Annotated in this window: 18 protein-coding genes and 1 pseudogene; 2 read left to right on the forward strand and 17 right to left on the reverse strand. The window is 41.2% G+C overall.

Annotated elements, in window-relative coordinates:
- Positions 1-94: 94 nt before the first annotated feature.
- The gene (locus MBEAL2_RS22395) at positions 95-769 is read right to left on the reverse strand and encodes an RsfA family transcriptional regulator (protein WP_047154465.1); all 675 of its coding nucleotides are present in this window, start codon (positions 767-769) and stop codon (positions 95-97) included.
- Between the two features lie 209 nt (positions 770-978).
- Here MBEAL2_RS22395 and MBEAL2_RS29610 point away from each other — a divergent pair, with 209 nt between their 5' ends.
- Entirely contained in the window at positions 979-2,478 is a 1,500-nt protein-coding gene (locus MBEAL2_RS29610; protein WP_052947923.1) for a hypothetical protein, read from the forward strand.
- Positions 2,479-2,836: 358 nt separating this feature from the next.
- Here the strand turns inward: MBEAL2_RS29610 and MBEAL2_RS22405 are convergent, their stop codons facing one another.
- From MBEAL2_RS22405 to MBEAL2_RS22455, 13 genes are all read right to left on the reverse strand, one after another.
- The gene (locus MBEAL2_RS22405) at positions 2,837-3,520 is read right to left on the reverse strand and encodes a hypothetical protein (RefSeq protein ID WP_047154466.1); all 684 of its coding nucleotides are present in this window, start codon (positions 3,518-3,520) and stop codon (positions 2,837-2,839) included.
- A gap of 136 nt (positions 3,521-3,656) precedes the next feature.
- Positions 3,657-3,986: a hypothetical protein gene (locus MBEAL2_RS22410; protein WP_047154467.1), complete on the reverse strand. Its 330-nt coding sequence runs from the start codon at positions 3,984-3,986 to the stop codon at positions 3,657-3,659.
- Between the two features lie 12 nt (positions 3,987-3,998).
- Positions 3,999-4,610, reverse strand: a complete 612-nt coding sequence (locus MBEAL2_RS22415; protein ID WP_047154468.1) for an HI_0983 family protein — start codon at positions 4,608-4,610, stop codon at positions 3,999-4,001.
- Between the two features lie 6 nt (positions 4,611-4,616).
- Positions 4,617-4,766 carry a hypothetical protein gene (locus tag MBEAL2_RS31995; RefSeq protein WP_161798272.1) on the reverse strand — a complete coding sequence of 50 codons (150 nt, stop codon included), beginning with the start codon at positions 4,764-4,766 and terminating at the stop codon, positions 4,617-4,619.
- Positions 4,767-4,807: 41 nt separating this feature from the next.
- Positions 4,808-5,095 (reverse strand): hypothetical protein, encoded by a 288-nt coding sequence (locus MBEAL2_RS22420; protein WP_047154469.1) that lies wholly within the window; start codon positions 5,093-5,095, stop codon positions 4,808-4,810.
- Between the two features lie 41 nt (positions 5,096-5,136).
- A complete protein-coding gene (locus MBEAL2_RS22425; protein ID WP_047154470.1) occupies positions 5,137-5,688 on the reverse strand; it encodes a hypothetical protein in 552 nt (183 codons plus the stop codon).
- A 29-nt stretch (positions 5,689-5,717) separates the two neighbouring features.
- Positions 5,718-5,876 carry a hypothetical protein gene (locus MBEAL2_RS32320; protein ID WP_173427734.1) on the reverse strand — a complete coding sequence of 53 codons (159 nt, stop codon included), beginning with the start codon at positions 5,874-5,876 and terminating at the stop codon, positions 5,718-5,720.
- A 264-nt stretch (positions 5,877-6,140) separates the two neighbouring features.
- Positions 6,141-6,413, reverse strand: a complete 273-nt coding sequence (locus MBEAL2_RS22430) for a hypothetical protein (RefSeq protein ID WP_047154471.1) — start codon at positions 6,411-6,413, stop codon at positions 6,141-6,143.
- 107 nt (positions 6,414-6,520) lie between these two features.
- Positions 6,521-6,718 carry a hypothetical protein gene (locus MBEAL2_RS22435; RefSeq protein WP_201780838.1) on the reverse strand — a complete coding sequence of 66 codons (198 nt, stop codon included), beginning with the start codon at positions 6,716-6,718 and terminating at the stop codon, positions 6,521-6,523.
- Positions 6,719-7,267: 549 nt separating this feature from the next.
- The gene (locus tag MBEAL2_RS22440; protein WP_047154473.1) at positions 7,268-9,985 is read right to left on the reverse strand and encodes a phospholipase D-like domain-containing anti-phage protein; all 2,718 of its coding nucleotides are present in this window, start codon (positions 9,983-9,985) and stop codon (positions 7,268-7,270) included.
- A gap of 3 nt (positions 9,986-9,988) precedes the next feature.
- On the reverse strand, positions 9,989-12,856 hold the full coding sequence (locus MBEAL2_RS22445) for an anti-phage-associated DUF1156 domain-containing protein (protein ID WP_047154474.1): 2,868 nt from the start codon (positions 12,854-12,856) through the stop codon (positions 9,989-9,991).
- Complete coding sequence (locus tag MBEAL2_RS22450; RefSeq protein ID WP_047154475.1) at positions 12,856-13,446, reverse strand: anti-phage-associated DUF3780 domain-containing protein; 591 nt, start codon at positions 13,444-13,446, stop codon at positions 12,856-12,858. The genes MBEAL2_RS22445 and MBEAL2_RS22450 overlap by 1 nt, the downstream gene beginning before the upstream one ends.
- Entirely contained in the window at positions 13,443-16,511 is a 3,069-nt protein-coding gene (locus MBEAL2_RS22455) for an anti-phage-associated DUF499 domain-containing protein (RefSeq protein WP_047154476.1), read from the reverse strand. The genes MBEAL2_RS22450 and MBEAL2_RS22455 overlap by 4 nt, the downstream gene beginning before the upstream one ends.
- A gap of 179 nt (positions 16,512-16,690) precedes the next feature.
- Here MBEAL2_RS22455 and MBEAL2_RS33145 point away from each other — a divergent pair.
- A pseudogene (locus tag MBEAL2_RS33145) lies at positions 16,691-16,870 on the forward strand (IS110 family transposase); the annotation flags it as partial.
- On the opposite strand, the gene MBEAL2_RS33150 reads toward MBEAL2_RS33145, so the two are convergent.
- The 3 genes from MBEAL2_RS33150 to MBEAL2_RS32485 are packed head-to-tail and all read right to left on the reverse strand — an operon-like array spanning position 16,867 to position 17,445.
- A complete protein-coding gene (locus MBEAL2_RS33150; RefSeq protein ID WP_269082507.1) occupies positions 16,867-17,094 on the reverse strand; it encodes an N-6 DNA methylase in 228 nt (75 codons plus the stop codon). The pseudogene MBEAL2_RS33145 and the gene MBEAL2_RS33150 sit on opposite strands and share 4 nt — an antisense overlap.
- Positions 17,046-17,294 (reverse strand): N-6 DNA methylase, encoded by a 249-nt coding sequence (locus MBEAL2_RS34090; RefSeq protein WP_369405522.1) that lies wholly within the window; start codon positions 17,292-17,294, stop codon positions 17,046-17,048. Before MBEAL2_RS34090 ends, MBEAL2_RS33150 begins: the two co-directional genes overlap by 49 nt.
- A complete protein-coding gene (locus tag MBEAL2_RS32485) occupies positions 17,266-17,445 on the reverse strand; it encodes a hypothetical protein (protein ID WP_047154477.1) in 180 nt (59 codons plus the stop codon). The genes MBEAL2_RS34090 and MBEAL2_RS32485 overlap by 29 nt, the downstream gene beginning before the upstream one ends.
- Positions 17,446-18,124: the final 679 nt, after the last annotated feature.

Consider the following 18,124-nt stretch of genomic DNA (forward strand, 5'->3'; position numbering starts at 1 on the left):
TACCAACAGGCTGCTTTTTTACGATTCATACATAGCTCTTTGATAAGTAACAGCTATATTATCCCTTTCTCATTTTAGACCTTAACGAATACTTTCATAATTTTCCGTGATTGACTCGTTCTAAATTTCCGTTAGCATCCATCTTAAATCTGGGCTTCATATCGACCTCTTCTGCATCGCCCAGAATCGCTAGTTTGCGTGCCCGATCCATAATTTGAATCAAAGCCCTATAGTCATCATTTACAACCTGATGGTCGGCTTTTGCGAGTGATAACTCTTTCTTTAACTCCTCATTTTCCGCCCGCAGCTGCTCTACTTCTCTTGTTCTAGCTTCAAGTTCTTTATCAGCATGCTTCATACGTTTCATGGCATCTTTTTGGTTGCGAAGGAATCGAATCACCACTTCAAAAGATAGTTCTTCTTCCATCTCATTACTACGTGAAGCTACAGCTGGAACAGCGGTGGAGCCTTCACTTTCCATTGAACTTGTGTTTTCTTGATATTCAACATGTACGTCCTCTCGAACTTTTCTTTTTGCTCTTTTTCGTTCCTGACGCTGGGTTTTTGCAAGTTGAATAGCGCTTTCATAATTCTTACGAATGGCACTATTCCAACGAAATCCACATGCGGCAGCGGTCCTCCCAAGACGCATACCCACCTCTTCAAAAGCGGCCAACTGCGTACCACCGTCTCGAATATAACGAAGCGAAACCTCCGCTAGTAGCAAATCATCATCGGGAGTCCAGGCATCTTGACGTGTTGCTGTCATGTTAATCCCTCCGTTTTCTTAAATACGCTAAGTGGTTATTATTATCTTTATCCACTTGCTAGTATTTATAGAATTATTTTCTAGTAAAATAGTATATCCAATCTTTTTTTTCTTTAAACGAATGGGGAAATTCACTTTCTAATATTAAAATAGTTGCAATATTTGTTAAAATAAAAGTATAAAATCAAACTATACGGTGGTGAGCAGGGGTGGAATCTGCAAAACTGGTAGATGAAATGATTCATATAGAGGAAGAGAAACAAAAGTTAGTAATCAAGGGACTGACTTGGGAAGAAATCAAAGAAAAGTTAACTAAGGAGTACAGAGGACATTCAGACAAGCGAGCTCTACAATGTTCATGTTGTGAAAGCCCTTTAATCATGGTACTCAATAAAAAAACCTGCCACTTTAAGCATGAAAGCAAGGAAATTTGTGCGGGGGACGTTAATTATAAAGCATATGTAGGGCAAAGAAAGAACCAGGAACATCCTACCAAACATCTTGTCGGTAAGATGATATTACGCACCTATCTGGAGGGCCAGATGAAGCCTTACGGAGTTAAGGTGGTAGATGGTTATACGTACAATCGTATTTTAAAAAGAATCCCTGACTTTGTGCTGCTTTTTCCCGATGGACGAGAATGGTGTATTGACTATGTAACAGGGTTAAAAGAAAGTTCTACATACTTGGGCTTATTGGAAGAACGTTTGGCTCAGTATAAAAAACAAGGCTTTGTTCCATACTTCTTCATTGACCATAAATGGTTAACGACTTCGAATGAAAACTTTCTCTCCCTATGTACAGCAGAACATCGAATGTTGAGAGAAACCATGTTCGACCGGATGTGGAAAAGCGAATTTGAGAATCTGCATCAAGAGGAAGGCGGGGAGTACCTATCAAAGTATACTGGTCGGAACCTGTATCCTTATGATGTGAAAAGCCTTCTGTATTTAAATATCGATGAACGGATAGCGTATATTACCAGGACCATCCCCATTATAGGCAATCCAAAATGGGGTTACATTGTTGAATCCCCCTTTCTGCTTTCCATGGAACGAATGTTTACCTTGAACGATGAGCGAAGCGATTTTTTATTTGCCTCTATGAATGAAACTAAAGTTATGGAACAAACCAGACATAAGTTTAAAGTGTTTGTAAAGGAAACGAAAGAACAAGAGGAGAAAAAGAGGCAACAACAACGTGCTGATCAACAAAGTATCGATGTAAGAGAAAGAGAAAAAACAGTGCCAAGAAGTCAGATATATCCTTCTTATCTTGAGAAACGCCAGGACATGAGAACACCTGAGAAAATGAATGAGGATTTAAAAAGGCGAATGCTTCTATTGGAATTAGGGTTAAATCCAGATCGACACTACACTTCTGTAGAAATAGCTAGAATACAAAGAGAGAAAACCTTGAAAGAGAATAAACAGCATAAATCGGAAAAGGAAAGGCAAAAAATGCGGGAAGAGGTGATGAAGAGAAAAATTGATGGGGAGAGTTATTTTACCTCTTCTAAAGAAGAGTGGCGAAGCTTTGTTATTGCAAACTATAATAAGATTCACCGCGGAGAAATGACGGTAGAACAGCTATGTGATTTAATGTTGAAAAATGAGATAGGATTTAACCAGAGCAAGAAAATCATGGAGTATCCGGTTGGCGAGTTGATTAAGTATATCGCAAAACAATTAAATCATAAACTCGGATAAAACTAGTTACCCAGAAATTGAAATAAAGATATAGCGAACAGCAAGTAAGGGACGCATCCATACGCTTGCTGTTTTTTGTTGTTTTAGTAATAAAAATAACCATATAACTAGGGGGAATAACTTTTATCTTTTTAGTTATAACCATGTCTAATAAAATAACATCCGTTTTTCCCCTTTGGTAAATAACAAATTCCCCCTCTGTTATTACATCTGTTTACTAATGTAGAGCTGAAAGGTTTTCTGTGGATAATTACAAAATTATGAAAGGGTAAAAGAAATCCCGGTTATTTATTGGCCGGGATTTTTAGTAGGTTTTATGCAAAAGAATCTCACTAAAGATAATAATGGGAGAACATTATTAATTACAGTACTCTCTATACCATGGAGAACTTAATGGGTTCTGTTCAGGAGTCTCTTCTACACCATCTTTTAAGAGGAAATCTACAATACGGGTGGAATGTTTTTTCACGGCCTCAAATGATGCCGTTAACTTTTCGCCAAGCCCTTTAGCCATAGCTAAATCCACGTCAGCTTTTGCTATCTCGCCAGCAAGCTTATCACTTGGAATACCAAACCCATCCTTATAAACTTTTTCTTTCGTGACGTTGCTTAGGTATTCTTTCACTTCATCATCTCTTAATGTTATTAATGGATTTTCTAGTTTTACGCCTGTAAATCCGCCTATACTATTGTTATAGTTATCGATAAAAAATTTCCTGTTTTCAGTGGACCAGGGAAGTTTAAGCATGTCTTCAAGGGACTTGTTTAATTTTGCAGCAGCTATTTTATATCCGGCGTATGCCTGGCTTAACATAGCTGCATTAACTAGTGGATCATCATTTTTTAATTTTTCGAATTTATCTAATGCATTCTGGTATAAATCAATACCACCTTTTGCTATTTCTAAGTTGTGGTTTATAGCATCCAATTTTGGTAGAAGCGCTGTCTCAGCATATACCTGGGTAGGAGATGCCAAAACTGGTGTGATTGCTGTTCCTAATGTGATTGATGCAGCCATAATGATACTCATTGTTTTCTTCATATGTATAATCCCCTTCTCATAAGTTCTGTATCAGTAAATAAGAAGATAACTGATTGCATGGATAAGTATTCCACACAAGTTACGATACGGCAAAAAATGCAGCCCTTAGATTTTATACAGGGAAGGATTATAGTGACTAAAAACGAGAATCAAACGGCATAATCAATGCATAGAACAAATTGCTAACACCGATAAAGAACAAAATGTACTTTAAAGGAACTTTTTTTGCTTTACGGCTTAAAAATAGGTATAGTCCACCAATGATTAATGTCACAATGATTCTAAGCGGCTCAAACCCAATTAGGCGGCCAGGACTGATAAAGTAACCCAACCATTCCGGTAGTATGTATTCAGCAGCTAGGACGAAAATTATGATAGATAGACACCCTAAATTAAAGTTGGAATTATTATTATTCTGCCCTCCCCCTAACCAATAACCTAGTGACAGCCACGAAAACCAATTCATTGAATATCCCCTCTACTCCGAGATTTTTACAGCTGATAATCTATTTGTCCAATCATCTATTCCTTTTTTAGATGGATCCTTAGATTTAATCGCATAGTGTAACCAATACGTTCCTTCGTCCACCTGAATGATTCTAGAGATTTCGACTTGAGCTGGAATTCCTTTTTTCGGCTGATCCTCAACATACCAGCCATATACGAGCTCTTTTTCTGTCTGATTGACCAATTTAAATTCTGATTGAATACCTAATTGCTTGACCTTATCCTTCGTTACATCAAAAAGCTGTTGCGGATTACGAGCGCCCGGGAAGTACTGTACCGTGACTAACTCAGACCAATTATGAACCGTTTCATTAGATAAAACGTACTCAATCATTTGGGATTGCTCATTGATGTCTCGAAACCCCTCTTTCCAGGAACGGTTATCAAAGCCGACTTTCACCATTTCCACTTTTACCTTATCCATCTGCTTTGGCTCCGTTTGCCCTACCTGTGCACTTTCAGACGGTTGAACCACTCTCGCTTCGGCTTTTTGGTTTTCTACTGTTTTATTTTCAGAATAAAAGTAGAATCCAGCAGTAACAGAAAGCATAGCGGCCACAACAACAGTAGTACCGATTTTCATAGCCTATCACCCACACCTTAATTCATGATATAAAATCTTTTGTTCGATTTTTTTGCTTTCAGCTTCATCCAGACAACCTTCTAAAATCACCGCATGATATCCCAACCAAAAACGATGCCATTTGTTCTTAAGAACGGTACCTTTGCGTTTAAACACTAAACTCGCCTCCTATTATAACTTAGAGAGATAGATCCCCCTTACGCTAATTTCATGACCATTCCCTCTGATGTGATTTCAAGTGTATAACGGTTATCCCGACATTTGATTTCTTCGTCCGGTGATAGGCTAACCAGCTCGATTCTTCCTATTATGACTTTCTTGGCATTATATTGCTCTCGAATTTTCTCAAGGTTTTCTTGTGAGCAAATAGTCAGGATTTCTTGAAGGGTTGAACCATACTCATAAGATATATCGGGTGTTGTCCCGCTGTCCTGATGATATATTTCAACTTCGATTGTCGATGAAAACTGTATTTCTTCTTTCATGTCTGTTCCTTCCTTCTACTTTCTTATTGTAGATACTGTCGTTATCCTACAATCATAGTTGGCGTCATTAGTGATTTATTTCTGTTTGTAAGTGCCTGGGAACCTCCTCGATGCTTCCAACGAATCCCCTCGGTTCTCCCCCCTCTCTCTTCTGCCCACTCAACCAGCCAGTCAGTAATTTCAGCTGTGATAAGGTTTTCGTCATACCTCTTTGCTTTAATGAACAATAAGAGGTAGCTCGGAAAGTTGGGATGGCTTCCAAGTGTTTTCGGTAATGATTTGCTTAATAGAACGGATTCAAAGGATTCGATCCACTGAATCCGGAAAAGTGTAATTGCAGCTAGAAATTTCTCTTCTTTACTGGAATTTACCTTACACAGAATATCTTGTGCTGTCCTTGTTTCATTTTCTCTTTCTGTTTCGAATAGATAAATGGGCCACAACGGACCGCCTGCATGACGATTATTGTAAGTAAGGATTTTCTTATGTCTGTATCCATGAGAAACACGTTCACTTGGGTCATTTTTTATATATGTACACCCACAGAGAGGGCAATTGATAATTTGATTGTTCATTACATTCATCTTTTTCATCCTCTATTCCCTTGAGATTAAATGTGCTTTTAAATCAAAAATCGGAACCAGCCAATGAGCGAAATCCATAAAGGGATACTAAGCCCAATTCCGTATAAAATACCTTTACCGAAGCCATTTGGATCCTCAACTATAAATGTATTGACCGCTTTATCTAACGGTAAAACAGCGTTCTCTTTATCCACCATCGGTTATTTCCTCCTGAAATGCAAAAAAGTACCGACACTTATCCCGTTAAGAATAAATGCGGTACTTCCGCAGTTAAAATTTTATGTAAATGTAAATGTATTCAAATAACTTGTATTCTATTTATAGCATATGAGAGTAACGTTTACAATGATAACTTAGTTATTTTTACTTATTTTGAGCCCTGTGCTTATTGGATTTAAACTATCACAGAAACAGGGTCAACTATCACCAAAACGGGGTAAGCGTCACATAAAATCGTGACACTAGTGCTTTTTAAGACTAATAATTTGCATCGCTTTCTCAAAATATTTGTCCATCATCTCGTCGCTCCCCACCAACTCACCGAGTTCCATATACTCCTTTTCAGAAATCTCTATGTAAGAATCCCTGGAACCTACATGGTCAAATCGTTGAAACTCGCTGTATAGTTCTATTTCATCTTCTGATTCCCTCATACCCTTTCTGTGAATATAAACCCAGAGGTGGTCCTCGTCATGCTTATAGGCATTAATGAAATAACGTACTTGTTCCCCCATATATCTCACCCTTTCAAATCAATTTCTTATCTTAATTGTAGGCGGGCAGGGATACTTCCGCAAAAAATCCTGGCATAAAAAGCAAAAAGCCCGCGATAAGGATACCCTTATTTGCGGGCTTTTGCTAAACCTAGCGTGATCATATATAGCCAACGGAAGATTTCTTCCTCACTTCCTCTTTGTGTAACAACGAAGTTTTGTCGTTCATCCACATCGTACAAATTCCATTGCCCACCGTCATAGTAACACCCTTTTGAAAAGGGTACATTCGTTTTTCTCCCAATGACAATATCGAGTCGTTCCAAATTTATCCCTAACTCTTTTATTTTATTTTCATATTCATATTGCTTTAATTTAGCGACCTCCCATTCCATAAAAAAGTTTGAATGATTACATGCATGCCCATACTACTAAATAGTTGGATATGAAACGTTAACTGTAGGTAAGTAAAAAACTATGAAACCCAACAAATAATAAGTTATTGCAGGGGATATTAGAATGAATCAAGTGCTATTTTTAAATACCATCGAAAAACTTTCACAAGATGTAAAATTAGACGCTTACCGTTTTGTGCTTATTTGCTTTCTTACTTCCAAAAGTCATTTTGTTATATTTGTAGAGTTGTGAAACCCTTGATTTAATTAAATTCTATTAGAATTAGGTTAAGTAGAATTAAGGGAAATTGAGTCCGATTTTTAGCATTCGGACCCAATCCGGACCCAATATGTTAGGTTATGTATGATTCGGTTATTGGTTGTTCCCTCACTCTTTCTTCAAAACCGAGTGTGATTTCTAGTTTCTTAAAATTACCGCACCCCACCCCCAGAGTACAGAACGTGCGGATATGGCTCTTATTACCAAGGCTCACTGAGTTTGCGTACAATGTCACGACGAGATAAAACAGACGCACATCGTTCCCATAGATGTGCCTTAGGATCAATGGTTCCACGATACTTCACAGTAAAAGCGTCCTGAGCCTTTTTTCTTTCGTGCATATATTCGTCCATTCGGTTTTTAAGCTCTTCTTCGTTTTGAATCCATTCATCATCAATTGTGTCAGGGAGGCTGCCGAATATGTCATAGGTGTCACGCAGGCGTTCTGATAATACGTTGTAAACCTTCTCATCCTGAGTTTCGCTGTAGACAAGATTGAGCATGTCGACAAACTTACGAGCCTGACCGAACCGCTTGATTCTACCCAATCGTTGCTCAAGCCGAGACGGATTCCAAGGAAGATCAATGTTAATCAAGGTGCCTAATGTTTGAAGGTTCAATCCTTCGCAGGCCGCATCGGTTGCTACTACCAGCCGGATCTCACGGGTTCTAACAGCAGCCTTTATGACTTCACGTTCGACATTGTTAAACTGCTCGCCTCGGAAAAGTCCACTTTTTCCAACACCCGCATATACTCCCACAACTTCACCTTTGAAAGATTTGGCCAGCTCTTTGGCGATCCATTCTGCAGTGTCATAGTATTGGCTGAAGATAATACAGCCGTGTTCAAGCCATGTTTTCCCATCAGTCCTGAATTCAGTTAAGAACCACTTCACTGTATTGAGTTTAGAATCTACGGCTTCAGCGCGTGAAAGCTGCGTCTCTATTTCTTTGAGACAGGCTACTTCTGCGGGAGTCATCTCAGAAAGGATGTGTTCTACTTTTTCGATGTGGTCCTCATCCTCATCTGAAATAGAGTGCTTTAGCATCTTCTGTGCGGTTTTCAAACCGGAGGCAAAACTTGAACAAATACGCTGAAGCATCAACGATTTCATGAAGCCGCCAGCTTTGGTTCTGAATTGAAGCAGCTTGCTAAACTCTTCGGCTTTTTCATATGCAACCTGAAAGGGCGTATTGGTTGGGATTCCCAAGCCAACAAAGCGAGACTGATACTGGGCAAGGTTTCGGGTTACCGGATGCGTATTAACCCCGACTTTTTCTAACAGACCATCTTCTTCAAGCTGTTTTCGCTTTCTTAAAACGGTATGACGTAATACAGGGTTATTTTCTTTGAAGAATCTGGGGTCCAGACACTCAGAAAGCCATATATTCTGAATCATATAGTCCAGATCTTCATACCGGTGTGCGCAAAAGAAAGAATGGGAGTCAATCACCAAATAATCGCGAATCTGCTGGACAATATGATGTTCATTAGCCGGAGGCAGTGGATTGCTTAACCACTGCCAGGCCTCTTGCTCGGAAGTGACTTGGCTTTTACCAGTCACCAGTGGAATTGCTTGTTCATGGTCTCGCCAAGGAGATAATGAATCGCCAAGAACAAACTCTGCACCGCTATTCAGGATGCCCAAGAGGTCCCAGAGTTCTCGAACGTCCGTTTGAATGGGAGTCGCAGTACCCAGTATCAAATGCCGAGTACGCCTTCCGATTTGCTGCATAAAAGCGAGAAGATTGTTGGGCTCGAATGCTTTATCACCAAGTCCACCTCTTGCTCGTGCTTTGTGTGCTTCATCCAGAATGACTGTCCCAAATCGATTTTTAAGGAGCATTCCTGCTTCTTTGATAAAGATAGCTTTCTCCCGCTGATGCATAATCAATCCAGTCGAAACGATGGCAATTCTGTATGGACATTTTCTTATAGAAGATGCATCTCCGCGTGGGGATAATATCTGACCCTCAACACCAAGCCACACTTTTTTTTGAGAAGACCAGACTGCTGCAGGAATCCCCAGCTTATCCATCATCTCAACCTGCCACTGAATCGTTAACGTGGACGGAGCAAGAATGAGAACCGGACCATCTTCAAGAAGGGCACTCACCAGAGCACTGGTTGCCATTGAGAGTGTTTTACCAACCCCAACCTCGTCGGCCAGGAGCAACCGGGCTTTACCGTATGTTTCCCGGTGCTCCAAAAACATGGTTACAAAGGAACGCTGCCATGGCTGCAGTTGTTCTCCAGCCCTATATATTGGAGCTTCCGCCATAGCAGCAGCCGGGATCTCATCGGGTTTCAATACTTCTACCGTGACCTCCCGGCGATTAGCCACTCGATTGATTTCTGCCAAAATGGCTTCCGGCAGAGGAACACCGTCATTCCACAAAGCCCAGAACTCTTTCTCTACCCAGTCAGCGCTTTCCTCATCGTCATCCTGCCATATCAGTTCATAGTTGTGGGAAAAGGCACTTTTCGACTCGTTTACAGATCCAATGAACGACTTACGGCTGCCATCCGGATAGTGTATAGATCCCGCTTTGCCATGCAGAAACAGGCGCTCTCTCGGCACAATTCGGATTTCCACATTACCCGACTGCAATAACTGGTCGAGAATCTGATAACGCTCCTTTTTCAAGAACGCTTCTGCTTCCACATCCACTTCATTCCAGCTTTCTTTAAGGGCTGCATTACGTCCTGTTGCCACCTGAAAGTCAGCCATGTCCAGTTCGGAATTACAAATAATCTTCACTTCTGGAATTTGAGCAATTTCCTCACCAACCAGCTCGAAAATAGAACTTCTGAAATAGCCTGCAATACGGAAATACTTTGATGCACCTTTCAGAGCTTCAGCCAAAAAATCAGTATCCAATCTTTCCGTTCGAGATGAAAAACGCTTTAAGGTCATATCTTATAACCTCTGGTTTCTTATAGATTCCGCGAGTACGCGTGCGCAGCTTGCTTCCAGCTCAGGGTTGAAGGCTTTCGTGCCTTTAAGGCCTTCCCGTTTTTCTGCCAGATAGTCTGCCATTTTGGAGAGCAGGGTTTTGTTGGGCAGATAGTTGGGACAGTTCTCCATCAAGTGGAGTAGCACATCATCTACTTCCACCTCTTTGGAGAGTTCAAAGAGAGCGTAGAGTAAGGCTCGCAGCGGTGTCCCCGCAATTTCAGCATTTCCGGACATCATGGAGCTTTTAAACTCGGTCGATAGCTTCAAACGTGCAGAGTTGGCTTTGGAGGTGTCGCTCATCAACTGGTCAAAGTGATGGACTTTGAAGGCTTTGGCGAAGTTCTGATAGTTATCCAATGTTTTAGCACCTTGATGCTCCATCTCCGCCATTTTGAGATAAAACCGCTCCACAGCCTGCAGTTTTTGCCATTCACTTTTTTCAAATCCCACCGGGACAAGGAACTGGACAGCGGTCTGGACTGCAAATTCGATTAGTTCATCGACAAAGGTCTTTTTGCCTTTTTGGCGAGGGGCTTCGGCCTCGGTGATCATGTCCTTGCCATCAATACGGGAATAGGCAGTCAGGACTTTCAGAGCGGCAGCATATCCGGCCATCTGCAAATCAGCATCAGTGTAGAGCCCTTCGGAACCCTGGGCCCGTACCTTTTTATCCAGTCCAATCAACGACTCCACCTGCTCTTTAACCGCTTCTTCAATTTCCCAACCCAGATCATCTCGGAAAGTTTCCAATTCTTGATGACGCTTGCGGAGAATCAGAATAATGGTTCCCTTAACATTTGCTCCTTGACGTATAGCGGAGTCGGTTTCTGTTACCACATACCAAGCCGCCGTCACTTGCAAGCCACTGGCCCAGATGATATTTGCCATGTCTGCCCAGATAACCCCACTTTGATGGGTAAACATTAAAACCTGAATGCCATTGTCCGGCATGTTTTGGGTCATCTTACGGTAGGAAGCCACCATCTGCGGAAGCTCATCCTCTCCTTTGATTGCAAGAGAGCGACGGCTGTCCCAGGTCCAGTGTCCAAATTCCTTGGGAGGATTCTTTCGCAGCCAGGCAATAAAGTACTCGGTAATTTCTTCATATTTAACAGCATCTCCGTATGGGGGATCGGTTATATATATATCATTTTCAATTTGAATTTCTGAGGCAAAACCATTTCCGACCTTTGTGTTAGATGTGAATGGTATGCTTTTTATAGGCTTGTCCAATACAGCGAATAAGTCCAATAAAGAACGGCAACCCCAATTATAGAATGTATTAAGTGCCTGATTATAAAAAACATTAGAAGTGTTATTGCTCGCCCCACCGATTTGCTTACCACTGTCATCTTTTGCGATTCTAGCACCCGATGTTGTCCATCTACTTAATTTACTAGAGAAATCCAAAATTGATGGAAATAGTGGGTATATAAGTGGATTTTCAATATTTTTCTTTATGACTCCGAGATAGAGTAGGTGCCTCGGATTAAACAAATGGTGCCAATGGGTCCAGCCACGTTCGCGAATCGGCTGATCGGTGTTATATCCCTTTTCAATGACCATATCGGGTATATAGCCCTTTTCCTGCCACTCCTCCAGATGCTCACGGACATAGTTAATAACTTTTTGTTCTCGCTCTAGATCCTCATATGTGACTGAGCGAAATTCATAATTGTATTTTTTTCCTTTTGGCTTCTTTTTCATCCATTGCACACAGTAAAGACGTTCCTGGAAAATATCATCAGAAAGGGGTATGAAGTCTGACTTTTCCCATAATCGCAGGCGGTTTTTGTTTTCTTTACCTTCTTTATAATCTCCTCGAATGGTTTTTATATTTATCCGATATTGGGTAACTCCATCAGGTGAATGAACAACATTACCACCTTGAATTGTGCCAACCTGAGCTGCGTTCATTTCTTCGGAAGAATTAACATATCGCACTTCAATGTCGTAGCGCTTATCAGAGTGATTGGGGATTAATTCTGCAATAACCCCATATCCTTTGCTAATAATTCTGTCTGGCAATAATGGTACCATCCAACCAGTTTCAGGACATTTTACTTCAACACAGTAAAGATAAACCTTAGCACGCCAGCCTTTGCCATCTGTTTCAACATCTAGCGTATCAATCTCTTTTTGCACCTGCTCTGAAAGCTTCTTCTTAGCCTTTTCAATCTCAGCGCGTTTCTCTCTACTGGCTCCAACGATATTAAATCCACCCCAAGTGAGCAGGCAGGCAATAGGGTTAAGATCAGAGGCATAGACATCACAGCCAAGTCTTGCCGCCTCAAAAGGTATCTGACCAGAACCAGAGAAGACATCAGCAACCCTTGGACGCCGCCCAAAGCGAGCAATCCCTATCTGTTCTACAAGTTCAGGAAATGAAGTTACTGAAGTGCCAAGGTGTTTATTCACTCGATCCCAAACATGCAGGAAAAGGTGTTCGCCAACCTCTTCAGGACGTTTTGCGCTCTTAACCTGCTCATTATATGGAAGGACTAAAAATTCACCGACAGTATCTCTTTTTGATGCAGGAAGTTTTTCTTCAAGCCGTTTTTGCATAGACTCTAAGTCCATCCCCATCAAAAGTTCAAATATTTCCAGATCTTTAAGCCGATCCCCAGTGGCAGGGAGCAATGAACCTAGTATGCAAGCTTTGTTCAGGATAAGTGGCTTCCTACCTTTCCAGTAACTTCCTAGTGCAGTGAGAGTTTTACCTGATCCCGCCATCTGCTCCTTATAGCTTTCGGCAGATATTTTCTGCACTGGAAAGAGATGTTCAATCAGTGCAGGTTTGTCTTTCCATTCAAATGGTGCTAATGCCATCAGATATCTCCCTTTTCCACGAAATCAAAAAGAGACAGCGTCTCTTTTTGTTCTAGTTTCTCTTTTTTTGTCTTTGTTTTTATCTTAGGTGCCAGCTTAATATTGGAACCATCAGATAATGCACAGTAGAGTGCTTTACGCCAACCTCGGTCGGACTGATTGTCATGCCCAGCTTCCGAGGCAGTTTTGCTGTAAAGCCACCAGCGCTCCTCGGGACGCAATGCCAACCACTTTTGGCATATTACAAGGCACTCATCAGGTGAGGCATGCTCGGCTGCCCAGCCAAGGACGCACAACTCTCTACCCAGAAAGCGGTCCAACTTGACTTTTCCGGTTGTCCAACTGCCGGTACTTTGTTTTTTGTTTTTTAAGCGTGTATTAAAGTCTCGTCTGGCATCATCCCGGATTTTGGTCCAAAGCTCACGAGCCAAAACTAATCTGCATTCAACCGTTTCACGGCGAGCTTCATCGCCGTCAAAGCCGAAATCTTCATAAATACAGATAGCATCCCGCGGAGCTGCGGGAATTTCCACATAAAAATGGTGCATACCAAATTCTGTTGGCGCTCCAAAATCTGTAGTTTCACTCATTTTTGTTCCACCTCTCCATTACCTATCTCGATACCGAGTTGCTTGGCGAATTGCTCCAAATCATAACCGGTAGGCGTATAGGCTTTTTTAAATGTCATAACCACAGGTGCATCGGGACTAAGGAGAGTTTGAAGATGTGCCAGCTCCGTTTTAATAAAATCTGCACTAATCTTAATTTCACCAAGGGAAAGATGGATCGCTTTTGGTGCAGAGCCCACCATCAGCGTCACCTGTTCAAATTCGATGCCTTTCTCCTTAGCCATCTTCAGCCCCTCATACGTTTTCGAGGAACTATCCAATCGTTTGGGAGACGGGCTATACAAAATCGCAGGGACCTCTTTAATAATGGGAACTTCCTTGGAGCCAGACTTAGGAAAGGTAAAGTTCCGCTTTTCCTCAAGTCCATCACACTCGGCAAAGACATAAACTGTCGTTTCTTCATCTCCCAATTGAATGGGACCTGTATAGTCTATTCCATTTCGGGCTTCGGAACCGTCCAAAGTGTACTTAATAGAACCTTTCGGTGCGACAAACAACTCTACTGTTCGGGAAGCTTCGTTGAATCGATTACGTAGTGTTAGATGGTTCTCCCATGTCTTAGGGGCACCAGTCAGGTTTTTTCCAGTAGGATCAACGGCTAGAAACTGAACACGCAGCGCTTTGGTTGCCAATGGATTATCACTCAGTACCGGACTGTTTTCGGAAACATCACCGTCTTCTGCATAGTGGATTCGTGGACTGTTGCCTGCATTCACTACATCAATTTTCAAGCGCACTGTACCCAAATCATCCGGAGAAGAGTCTTCGCTAATAATAACCTCTGTTGTTTTTGGTTTTGGCTTTTTCGTGATGTAGCCATTACCCAAATCTTCCCATACACCACGCTGGTACGCTTCAATGGCCAGTTGATCAAATCCACGAGTTGGTAGCCACGGCATCTGAGTCTTCTGCTTCATTTTGTCCAGCAAGTCAGTCTTGCGTACCTCATTCTGAGAGCCGAAAAGCAACGACTCTGCTCTGGCGCGAAGAGCATCAAAGTTTTCGGTAATCTGGGTATACAATTTAATGGGATCAGAAGTCAGCGTTTTTACAACCTGCCGTTCGCCATTGTAGGGTTCATTTGACGGATACGTACTATCGAGTGCTTTCGGTCGAAGCACATCTTCCCCCCGATTGTTTCCCGGGAAGAAAAGTTTGTCGAAAACCGAAAGAACGGTGGTTTGGAAATCCTGTTCATATTGAGCTTTCTTTTCATCCAACTCTTTTCGCTGCGGATGTGAATCCTGAATTTCTTTATCCGCTTTAGTTACGGCATAGACATGGCGGGCGGCTTTTTCGATGCTGGCAATAGATGACTTGTCGCCAGTCAAAACCAGTACATTATTTTTGTTTACCAGACCCTTGAAAAAATTGGCAACCACACCCGGAGGGGTCTTCCCATCTGGACTGATAACCAAAAGTGCCCGTCCTGTTTTAAGAACAGCCTCTGCCTCATCCATTTCAGGCAGAGGTAACACTTTTTCATATGCTTCTTTAGTTACCGGTCTATACATCTCTTCAAGGCGATGGCGTATCAGTTCATCTACCTTGTTTTGTGGAGCTTTATCCGCATACCCCTGAAGCTTTTTCGTTAAATTTTCCTGACGACTGAAATAGTTACGTCCTTCCTGGGTCTGATGTAAATACCAGGCGGATTTTTGAAGTTCACTAAATGCAGTTAGATAACCGCTTCCTTGGTGATTAGGGTCGATCAAGCATTCAAGCATCTCACTTGTAGTGAGCCCTTTTACAGAGTTGACGGCAGTTGAAAGGCTGGCCGTGAGCAAAAGAGTTCCTACCTGTTTTGCATAATGATTCCCGCTGTTGATGTCGATGATTTGTGCATGGGCGCTATCAGTGGAATCCCAGAGGTCTCTTGCAATCACATCCCGCATCTCAGAAATTTCGGCCAGCTTCTCACGAACATCGTGGATGGAGAGGTCAAAATGCTGAGCACCAATCAGATACACGTCTTCACTGCTTTCCCAGACGGATTTCAAAAGACGCGAAACCAACTCCATCAAACCACGCGTCTGTTTGAACTTTTCATTTTCCTTAAACAGAGCAATAATACTTTTGAAGCTTGGATGGAAGGGATAGGTTGATTCAATCTCGTTAGCCAAAGCCTCAGCGCTTCTTTCAACTGTTTTTGCCTTTGCTGCTTCTGCCAGCCTTGACGCATAGGCTGAGGCAACTTCTGCTATCTCACTTTTATCCGGCAACGGAAGAAAGAGACGTTTGCGAAGAATTTGATAGATTTCATTAGATTCCAGATTAACCGGAGTAATAGAAACTTCCGCACGCCCCAGCTCCTGTGTAGCATCATCAAGAGCACGTTGGATTAACTTCCCGCCAGTATCGTAGGCGGCCTCCAGATCAGATACAACAATACAGACATTTTTCTTTTTTTGAGCTGCAGTCAGCATATTAGAAAATGCTCTGGTAACCACGTCGGCAATCGTTCCATGCCCTAAAGCCTGAGTGCTGTAATAATGGAAATATGGAGGCATCTCATCCAAGAGAATAAGAATGGGCTCTTCACCATCGAACAGATTTATCCATGACTGTTCATCAGGAGCCTTTGCACCTGATTCCCAATATTCCCTGAAGAGACTCTCTTTGCCTAACTGACGAGCAATTTCTCCCCAGAAATATGTATGAGGATTGTTACGTCCATTAAAAGCGGCTATCTTCGCCGAATTAAAATCCGACTGATATGGCATAGAGCCTATTTGTGTCTCCCGGAGGGCCTTATCTTGTGCCAGGAGTCCAAATCCAACCATCAAGTGCGTTTTACCTCCACCCATGGCTTGTTTAAGATGGAATACAGTATCGTTTGACTTTCCAGCAAGACGTGCCATACCTTTAGAAAGGAGAGTCTTCATTCCATCTGTAATGAACGTTTTCTTAAAGTATTCCTGCCCGTTGGTATCATGAATAATCTGATCCAGTTGCTCGATCTGATCACCAACATTTATTTCAAGGGCCTTGGGTTGTAATTCACATGCAGATTTGATTGTTTTCATTATAAGCTCCTTTATTTAGTGGATTATAATATCTTCCACTTTTTTATCTATATTTTTTATCGCTTTAGCGTGGCATTGCATAGCGTCGCTCTTGTATTTGCTGAATTTTTTCTCGCAACCGCTCAATAGCGACTCCCTTCTCTGCTTCATCGCTATGCGTTCTTTGATCGCCTTTCACTTTGTATATGGCGGTTCTGTGTGGAATTAAAGACCCACATAATGAAAAATCAAAAAAATTCTACTAAAGCAAACGAGAAGAAGGAAAACCGTTTAGAGTTACAATTATTGCTTGTGCCAATAAACTACTTCACTCGATTTATGCCCTTTTAAAATATAAGGAATCATTTTCATGGGTCTAGATGTAAATTAACCTAATCATATTGAAAAAGAGCGGATTAGTAAGAATATTTCCTTTCTCGATTTCTTCCAAAGGGATGTTATGTAAAATCATGTTCATACGTGCCAATCCTGTAGTAGCTGCATCTTTCTCTTGTTCATATAACGAGGTTCTTTTTTCTGGTTCATCCGCCATTTTTAAAAGCAAAAATCCTGAACCCAGTTTTGATCGTAGACAGTCGTCCATGCATTTATATTAGAACGATTTGCTCCAATAATCTCAGCCATGACCCGGCTAACTTCTGCAGGCGTGTAAAATTGGCCTTTGCTCTTTCCACTTTTAGCTGCAAAATGACGCATTAGATACTCATAGACATCTCCAAGAAGATTATCACCGTCAGTATGATGTTTACTAAAGTCAAGTTCTTTTACGCTCAAAAATGGCAATAAGGTTCGTCAGGCGGTCAACTATTTTCTTACCGCTGCCAAGTTTGTTTACATCATTAAAGCCAGGTATGTCAGATAGATTATTAGCTTTCGCTATTGGCCCGATAAATTTTTTATTAATATCATAACTAATATTTGGCAACCATATCATTAAAATTTACCCCCTTTAGTACCGTAATAGGGGCAAAAGGCATGTCTGCATATTTATCGCTATATATTTAGCAAAAAGCATTACCAATACGTAATCCTTGTATTGACCTGAAGCCCATCCCACCTCTAGGTTCACCACAGATTGACTAAAGTAAGCTATATAATTCTAAATTTTTTACTATTATATAAACCTTCAAATAAATTCCAGTACATAACAGTATATAAATCTATTAACTAAGAATAGTAATGTTTAAAATATTAATGAATTACACTGTAAATTCGAAAATTCGTTTCTTGCAGCATTTGTTTTAAGGCCGTTAAATCTATATGGATAAGTCTTATTCCACCCTCATTTTATCATGATTGGGGACCAATCGCGGAGATAAAATTTGGGATAATTACCATTTGGACTCACAACGTTTAGTTCCTTTTTCACCCTTTGACATTTTCTGAAATGACTCCGAGTGTTTGAATAAATCCATATCTCAGATTATTCATATGTAATTCTCCGATTTTTACTCAAGATAATCGTTATTTTCCATAGTACAATTAGCTACATTTCAAATATTGTTATATCCATTCCTTAAAAATAGTTATCACTTCAACAAAGTAAGTGTCAAACTGTTTACACCTTTTTGTAACTCTCTTTCTATGCTCCCTTTCCCGAAAGATTCTTAGGC

The organism is Aneurinibacillus tyrosinisolvens, from assembly GCF_001015055.1.
Lineage (GTDB): Bacteria > Bacillota > Bacilli > Aneurinibacillales > Aneurinibacillaceae > Aneurinibacillus_A > Aneurinibacillus_A tyrosinisolvens.